Consider the following 6554-nt stretch of genomic DNA (forward strand, 5'->3'; position numbering starts at 1 on the left):
GGCGCACCGTCGGCGGGGTGAGGGTGCGAACTACACCAGCCGGGGCTGTTCCACGGCGAACTCGTCGCCAACGGCGACATCCCCGGCTTCGATGACCTCGGCGTAGATGCCGCATTCATTGTTGCCGCGCCGGGCCATGAGCGCCGGCGGGATGTCGAGGTCGCGGGCGGCGGTGTCCGGGTCGACGTTGACGGCGGCGCAGCGGGTGGTGGTCTTGACGACCTTGAGCCGCGCCGAGCCGATCCGCAGCGTTTCGCCCATCAGCGAGGTCTCGTGCCAGGCCGGCCAGCCGGCGACGTAGACATTGGCGCGGAAGCGCAGCGGATGCACGGTCGCGCCGACCAAGGTCTCGATCTCCGCGATCGAGGCGAGGTTGATGATTGAGACCACCTTGCGCGCCAGATCCGTAAAGGCGTAGCCACCGCCCGACAGCAGCCTGACCGGGCCGCGCAGCTCGTCGGCAAACGCGCGCGCGAAGAACGCCTCGATGGCGGCGCGGCCGTCGGCGCTTTCGAGGTCGCCTTGGGCGACGATCGCGCCGTCCTTGCGGATGGTGAGGATGTTGGTCGCGTCGCCGAAGTGCGTCTTGAACCCGGCCAAGCGCTCATTGCGCATCAGCATCAGATACGCCGTTTTCGGCTTCCACACCGGCGCCGCCGGATCGAAGCCGGTTGGGCCGTTTTCCAGCGCGTAGCGGCGATCGGCCGGCAGCGTTTCGCCGACCCGTAACGGGGCCGTTTGCAGTGGTTCCGGGGTAAGGCCCTTGACCGGATAGCGGTACAGGCCGGCGATGCGCGCGGGAGGGGTCTGGCTCATGCCGCCTCATAGGAGATTCCCATGGTCGCGGCCAGGGCACACGAATTTGTGAAGCGGCCCCTTCCGTTTTCGCACCGCCTTCCCACATTTCCACTCAAGCCGGGCGCAAGCCGGCGACGTCAATGGTTGCGGCGTTGATGGACGTCAACGTGCGCGGTCCGAAACCCAATGAAGATGCTGAAGCCGTGCCTTCGGGGCGTCACAGCAGGCTGAGGGAAACATCATGAATATCGACAAATATACCGAGCGCGCGCGGGGCTTCATCCAATCGGCGCAATCGCTGGCGATGCGCGACGGCCATCAGCAGTTTTCGCCGCTGCATCTGCTGAAGGTTCTGCTCGACGATAGCGAAGGCCTCGCGGGCGGTCTGATCGATCGCGCCGGCGGCAATTCGCGCGCAATTTTGAAGGCGACCGAGGACGCACTGGGCAAGCTGCCGAAAGTGTCGGGCAGCGGCGCCGGGCAGGTCTATCTGTCGCCCGAGCTGGCGCGCGCCTTCGACGCGGCGGAAAAGGCGGCCGAGAAGGCCGGCGACAGTTTCGTCACGGTGGAGCGCCTGCTGCTCGGGCTGACGCTGGAGAAGAACAGCGAGACCGGCGGCATCCTCGCCAAGGGCGGCGTCACCGCGCAGAATCTCAACGCGGCGATCGAGAGCCTGCGCAAGGGGCGCACGGCCGACTCGGCGACCGCCGAGAACGCCTATGATGCCTTGAAGAAATATGCCCGCGACCTGACCCAGGCGGCGCGCGACGGCAAGCTCGATCCGGTGATCGGCCGCGACGAGGAGATCCGCCGTACGATTCAAGTGCTGTCACGGCGCACCAAGAACAATCCCGTGCTGATCGGCGAGCCCGGCGTCGGCAAGACCGCGATCGTCGAGGGCCTCGCGCTGCGCATCGTCAATGGCGACGTGCCGGAGAGCCTGAAGGACAAGCGGCTGCTGTCGCTCGATCTGGGCGCACTGATTGCGGGCGCGAAATATCGCGGCGAGTTCGAGGAGCGGCTGAAATCCGTGCTGCAGGAGGTCACGGCCGCTGAAGGCACCTTCGTGCTGTTCATCGACGAGATGCACACCCTGATCGGCGCCGGCAAGGCCGACGGCGCCATGGATGCGTCGAACCTCTTGAAGCCCGCGCTCGCCCGCGGTGAGCTGCACTGCATCGGCGCGACCACGCTCGACGAATATCAGAAGCATGTCGAGAAGGACGCGGCGCTCGCGCGCAGGTTCCAACCGGTCTACGTCACCGAGCCCACGGTCGAGGACACCATCTCGATCCTGCGCGGCCTGAAGGACAAATACGAGCAGCATCACGGCGTGCGCATTACCGACTCCGCGCTGGTGGCGTCGGCCACGCTGTCGAACCGCTACATCACCGACCGTTTCCTGCCCGACAAGGCCATCGACCTGATGGACGAGGCGGCGGCGCGGCTGAAGATGCAGGTCGACAGCAAGCCCGAGGAGCTGGACTCGCTCGACCGCGAGATCATCCGGCTCAAGATCGAGCAGGAGGCCTTGAAGAAGGAGAGCGATCTCGGCTCCAAGACGCGGCTGCAGGCGCTGGAGAAGGAGCTCGCCGATCTCGAGGAGAAGTCGGCGGCGCTGACGTCGAAATGGAGCGCCGAGAAGGACAAGCTGTCGAACGCGCAGAAGCTCAAGAGCGAGCTGGACGGCCTGCGGATCGAGCTCGCCAACGCGCAGCGCCGCGGCGAGTATCAGAAGGCGGGCGAGCTGGCCTATGGCCGCATCCCCGAGCTGGAGAAGCAACTGGCCGACATCGAGGCCAAGGAGAATGCCGGCGAGATGATGGAGGAGGCAGTCACCGCCAACCACATCGCGCAGGTGGTCTCGCGCTGGACCGGCGTGCCGGTCGACAAGATGCTCGAGGGCGAGAAGGACAAGCTGCTGCGCATGGAGGACTCGCTCGGCAAGCGCGTCGTCGGCCAGTTCGAGGCCGTGCATGCGGTTGCGACCGCCGTGCGGCGCTCGCGCGCCGGCCTGCAGGACCCGCACCGGCCGATGGGCTCGTTCATGTTCTTAGGCCCCACCGGCGTCGGCAAGACCGAGCTGACCAAGGCGCTCGCCGAGTATCTGTTCAACGACGAGACCGCGATGGTTCGGCTCGACATGTCCGAGTACATGGAGAAGCACTCGGTGTCGCGGCTGATCGGCGCGCCTCCCGGCTATGTCGGCTATGACGAGGGCGGGGCGCTCACCGAGGCCGTGCGCCGCCGGCCGTACCAGGTCGTCCTGTTCGACGAGATCGAGAAGGCGCATCCGGATGTCTTCAACGTGCTGCTTCAGGTGCTCGACGACGGCCGTCTGACCGACGGCCAGGGCCGCACCGTCGACTTCCGCAACACGCTGATCATCATGACCAGCAATCTCGGTTCCGAGTTCCTGGTCAACCAGCCCGAGGGCGAGGATACGTCCGAGGTGCGGGAGCTGGTGATGGGCACGGTGCGAGGACATTTCCGCCCCGAGTTCCTCAACCGCGTCGACGAGATCATCCTGTTCCATCGGCTGCAGAAGAGCGAGATGGGCCGGATCGTCGAGATCCAGTTCTCCCGCCTCCAGAAGCTTCTGGAGGAGCGCAAGATCACGCTGTCGCTCGATGGCGACGCGCGCGACTGGCTCGCCGCCAAGGGCTGGGATCCGGCCTACGGTGCCCGTCCCTTGAAGCGGGTGATCCAGCGCAGCGTGCAGGATCCGCTCGCCGAGATGATTCTCGCCGGCGACATCAAGGATGGCGACAACGTCGCCATCTCGTCGGAAGGCAATGTGCTGACCTTCAACGGCAAGGCGCATCGTACGGCGGAGATCGCGACGTTCGAGGCGCCGATCCCGAAGCGCAAGCTGAACTGATCTCGAACATCCGCAGCACTCAAACGGCAACGGCCCGCGCCAAGCGCGGGCCGTTTGCGTTTGGAGCATGCTGAGGGGCAGGGCTACCGATTCACCTGGATCGGGCCGGCATCGGAGATGCGCGACGCGCCGGGGCCGCGGCTGGTCATCATCTGGTCGACGCGGTCGCGCTCCTTCTCGAAGCTCGCCATGATCGGGCCTTCCAGCGACCGGCCGCGCGGCAGCTTCACGCGCATCGGGTCGACGAAGCGGCCGTTGACCAGGATCTCGTAATGGACGTGCGGGCCGGTCGACATGCCGGTCGAGCCGACGAAACCGATGACCTGGCCCTGGCGCACGCGCTTGCCGGGCTCCATGCCCTTGGCAAAGGCCGACATGTGGCCGTAGGCGGTCTCATAGCCGTTGTTGTGCTTGATGCGGATGTATTTGCCGTAGCCGCCTTCCTGGCCGACCTTCTCGAGCACGCCGTTGCCGGAGGCGAAAATGGGGGTGCCGTAGGCGGTGGCCCAGTCGACGCCGGTGTGCATCTTGACGAAGCCGAGGATCGGATGGCGGCGTCCGCCGAAGCCGGAGCGCATGATCGCGTTGTTGACCGGCTTGCGCACCAGGAACTTCTTCGCGCTCTTGCCGGTCTCGTCGTAATAGTCGACGACGCTGTCGTCGGGGGTCTGGAACCGGTAGTATTTCTTGGTCTCGCCGCCGACCGTCAGGGAGGTGAACAGCACCTCGGTCTTGTCGTTGTTGCCGGGTTTGTCGTCGTCGTCGCCGGCATAGAAGACGTCGAACGAATCCCCGGGCTGCACCTTGCGCTGGAAATCGACGTCGTAGGAGTAGATGCGGATCATGTCCTCGATGACCGGCGTGGGCACCTTGTTGCGCATCGCCGTCTCGTAGATGCTCTGATAGAGGCGGACACCGGTGCCGTCATCCTCCTCGTCGTTGGTGTTGTCGGCGGTCTCGGTGACCGTGTTCATGCTCTGCGCGTCGACGGCGACGTATCGTCCGAGGTCCGAAAGCGCGGCGACCGCCTCGATCATGGTGTCGTTGGCGACGATGACGCGGAACGGCTGCAGCCGGGCGCCGGGGGCAGGGCTGGATGGCGCCATCAGGATGCGCAGTTTCTCGCCTTCCTTCAGGCCGCCGTCACGGCCGCGCGGGCCGAGCTGGGCGGCGATCGCCTTGGCTTCGTCGGGCGTCGCGCCCTGGTCGCGCAGGATCGAGGCGACGGTATCGCCCTTCTTGACCAGGTGAACCCGCTCGCCGAGCGGATTGCCGCCGGTGATCTGGTCCTTGGTCTTGGGCAGCAAGGTGACATTTTCCGGCACCACCCGGGTCTCGAAGCCGGCGTAAGGATCGGGCGAGGTGCCGTCATTGGCATAGGACAGTTTCAGGTCGCCGCCTTGGACGGCCTGCGCGCCGGCCGCGTCGGCGGCGGCATTGGCAAGTGAGGCGTAGCGCACGCCGCCATTGTTGCCGCGCCAGTTCGCCGCATCACGGACCCGCATGACGATTTCGTCGAGCGCCACCGAGGTCGCGATCTTCGCCTTGGGGAGCACGGCGGCGAGATCCTTGGTCACGAATGAGACCTCGGCGTCGGGCTCGACGGCCTCGGGATTGTTCGGATCCTCGCCGGACCCCGTCTTGTCGTTGTCGGTGTCGCTCAGCAGGCGCTGGGCGTTGAAGGGCGGGATCTTGGCGGACAGATCGCTGGTCGCCATCGACAGGTTGCCCGAGATCCGGACGTAGGGACGGACCCGGATCAGCTCGCGCGAACCCGCGCGGGTCACGGTCGATATGCGCACCACGTTGCGCGCTGCGGCGGCTTCGCTCGGCGGGGGCAGGCGGTCGCTCTTGCGCAAGGTGGCGACGCGGTCGTTGGCGCCGAAGGCGCCGCGCAGCGCGCTTTCCATCCGCTCCGGCATGCGCGCGAAGGTCATTTCGCCATCGAGCGACGCAAAAACGGCGCCGCCGATGAGGGCTGCGCCGCACAGACCAGTCAGAATCGTACCGGAGAACCATTGCACGGAGACGCGGCGGCGATCGATCACCGCGGCTTCGGAGCCATCGACCGATAGCGGCGGCTCATGACCGAGATCGATCATGCCGATCTCGCGTCCGTACCCCCCGCGTGACGTCCGATGGCTCAACCTTCGTCCCCCAAGTTCAAAGTCAGCACCGAGATCACTCAGCTGCCGGTTGGCTTAACGTCCAAGACAAACGGCTCGGAATGATGGCGCGCTTCTGTCGGTTCGAGACTCTCTGGCCCGAAAGCCGGACTCCACGAACCGCTATTGTTCTTCAGGATCTCTCGATGTCGTCTCGGCCGTATCAGGCGAAGGGCTCGCCGCTTCCTTGATCTGGATCATCCTTGAATCGATGGCAGTCCCCGCTGGACCCAAATCAACCCAGGTCGATGCTTAACAAATCGTCGCAGGATTGTGGCCCAAGTGGGGCACGAAGTCCGCAAGAAATCGGGGTTCTCCTGCTGTCCGGAAAAAAATGATTCGATGCGACGATTTGTTGACATTGGGCGTTGACACCCCGATCGGCCCCCCCTATAAACCCGATCACTGAGCGCGGCGCCGCTTCGGGACACACCGAGGCGAGCATTCGCGCCAATATTGCTCCTCACTTTCGTTGAGTGATGCACAACCGGTAAAACCCGGTTGCTCATCGACGTCGAAAAAGGTTGAGCGACCCCTCCACATGAGGGTGGGACCGAGGTCCCGGGCTGTTTGACAAGTGAAGATGAAGAAAGAGAAACGTGGACGGCGGAGTCCTTGCGGGTCTCGGGGTTAAGAGCTTCGGCTTTTGGTTCTGAGATCGGACGAGAAGACTTCGGCGGACAATGTTTCAAAGGTAACACCATGGTTTT

The 6554-nt window shown here is 65.1% G+C and carries 3 protein-coding genes; 1 reads left to right on the forward strand and 2 read right to left on the reverse strand.

Translation table 11 applies throughout. From position 1 onward, the window contains the following. Positions 1-30: 30 nt before the first annotated feature. Positions 31-816 carry an MOSC domain-containing protein gene (locus ACQR1H_RS32880; RefSeq protein WP_434908789.1) on the reverse strand — a complete coding sequence of 262 codons (786 nt, stop codon included), beginning with the start codon at positions 814-816 and terminating at the stop codon, positions 31-33. A gap of 223 nt (positions 817-1039) precedes the next feature. Here ACQR1H_RS32880 and clpB point away from each other — a divergent pair, with 223 nt between their 5' ends. After that, a complete protein-coding gene (gene clpB / locus ACQR1H_RS32885; protein WP_434908790.1) occupies positions 1040-3679 on the forward strand; it encodes an ATP-dependent chaperone ClpB in 2640 nt (879 codons plus the stop codon). 83 nt (positions 3680-3762) lie between these two features. Here the strand turns inward: clpB and ACQR1H_RS32890 are convergent, their stop codons facing one another. Continuing rightward, positions 3763-5826, reverse strand: coding sequence for a M23 family metallopeptidase (locus ACQR1H_RS32890; RefSeq protein ID WP_315802896.1), 2064 nt, complete (start codon positions 5824-5826; stop codon positions 3763-3765). Positions 5827-6554: the final 728 nt, after the last annotated feature.

This window comes from Bradyrhizobium sp. HKCCYLRH2015 (assembly GCF_051168215.1).
In the GTDB taxonomy this organism is placed as follows: Bacteria; Pseudomonadota; Alphaproteobacteria; order Rhizobiales; family Xanthobacteraceae; genus Bradyrhizobium.